We start from the raw sequence: 1,879 nt of genomic DNA on the forward strand, positions 1-1,879 counted from the left end.
CCACCGGGTAACTCATGCGCAGGTTATACCCGGCGGAGGCGACGCGGAACCGGCAAACAGCCAACTGTCCCCACACCCGTCCGCACTCTCGTATGTTGGGCCGACACAGTGTCGAAAGGTGCGAAGGTGACAGACGTCAGTGCGGACTATGTAATCGTCGGATCCGGGTCGGCGGGTGCGGTGCTCGCGAACCGGCTCAGTGCCGACCCGGGACGATCCGTCGTCCTGCTCGAAGCGGGTCCGCCGGACAAGGACAAGTTCATCCGGATCCCGGCCGGCTTCTCCAAACTCTTCCGCACTCCGTATGACTGGGACTATCTCACCGAACCCCAGCCGCAACTGGGCGACCGGCAAATCTATTGGCCGCGCGGCAAGACCTTCGGCGGCTCCTCGTCCCTGAACGCCCAGATGTGGGTGCGCGGCTTCCGCGCCGACTACGAGGAGTGGGCCGCCGCCGCGGGCCCCGAATGGGGATTCGAGAAGGCGGTCGAACAGTTCCGCGCGATCGAGGACGTGGAGGGCCCCGGCGGGGACGACCACGGCACCGGCGGTCCGCTGCACATCTCCCGGCAACGCAGCCCCCGGCCCTCCACGGCCGCCTACCTGCGGGCGGTGGCCGAACGCGGTTACACCGTGGAGGAGCCGAACCTCCCGGAGCCGCAGGGTTTCACCCAGACCATGGTCACGCAATACCGGGGCCGCCGCTGGAGCACCGCGGACGCCTACCTGCGCCCCGCGATGAAGCGCCGTAATCTGCGGGTCCTCGCCGAGGCGACCGCCACCCGGGTGACCTTCGACGGCGACCGGGCCACGGGGGTCGAATACCTGCGCGGCGGCGCGGTGCAAACGGTTACCGCGACCGAAGAGGTGATCCTGTGCGGCGGGGCCGTCAACAGCCCCCAGCTGCTCATGCTGTCCGGCATCGGTGACCGGGCCGAACTCGGACGGCATGGTATCGAGGTCCGCCATCACGCCCCCGAAGTCGGGACGAATCTGCAGGACCACCTGGTCGCGGGCCTGGGCTTCGAGGTGGAATCCGATTCGCTGTTCGGTGCGGAGAAGCCGGCGCAGCTGGTCAACTACCTGCTCCGCCACCGCGGGATGCTCACCTCGAATGTCGGCGAGGCCTACGGCTTCCTGCGCAGCGACCCCGCGCTGGACCAGCCCGACCTGGAGCTGGTCTACGCGCCGGCCCCGTTCTATCACGAGGGCCTCATCGATCCGACCGCGCACGGCGTCATCCTGGCCACCGTTCTGCTGCGGCCGCGCAGCCGCGGCACGGTCACACTCGCGTCCAAGGATCCCTCGGCCAAACCGGTGATCGATCCGAAGTACCTCTCCGATCCCGACGGCGCCGACCGGGCAGCGATCATGGCCGGTCTGAAGTATTGCGCCGAGATCGCCGATACCGCGGCCATGCGGGAAGTCCTGGGATCGCTGTGCTACCCGCCCGAGGCCCCGGGCGGTCCCGCCGCGGCCGAAACCCGGGCCCTGGCCCTGAACAACTACGCGCATACGTTGTATCACCCGGCCGGAACCTGCCGCATGGGCACCGACGATCAGAGCGTGGTGGATCCGCAACTACGGGTCCGGGGTGTCCGAGGGCTGCGGGTCGCGGACGCGTCGATCATGCCGGTGCTCGTGCGCGGGCACACCCATGCGCCCAGTATGTTCATCGGCGCCCGGGCCGCCGATTTCGTGACCGGTAAGTAGGCGGGAACCCGAAACTGCCGGCCCGGACGCGGTACAGGGCCGGCAGTTCGGTCACCGTCGGCCGCGTCACCGATCTGTCCCGGTGACGCGGCCCGCGCGCAACCCCCCCCCCCGGATCTACACATAACACCTAATAACTACCCTCACACCACCCTAGAAACTCTCT

Annotated in this window: 1 protein-coding gene; it reads left to right on the forward strand. The window is 68.5% G+C overall.

Annotation, left to right across the window (positions count from 1 at the left end; all coding sequences use genetic code 11):
• Positions 1 to 126 precede the first annotated feature (126 nt).
• Complete coding sequence (locus ACWDU1_RS32005; protein ID WP_450004158.1) at positions 127 to 1,713, forward strand: GMC family oxidoreductase; 1,587 nt, start codon at positions 127 to 129, stop codon at positions 1,711 to 1,713.
• Positions 1,714 to 1,879 lie beyond the last annotated feature (166 nt).

The organism is Nocardia sp. NPDC003345, assembly GCF_053589395.1.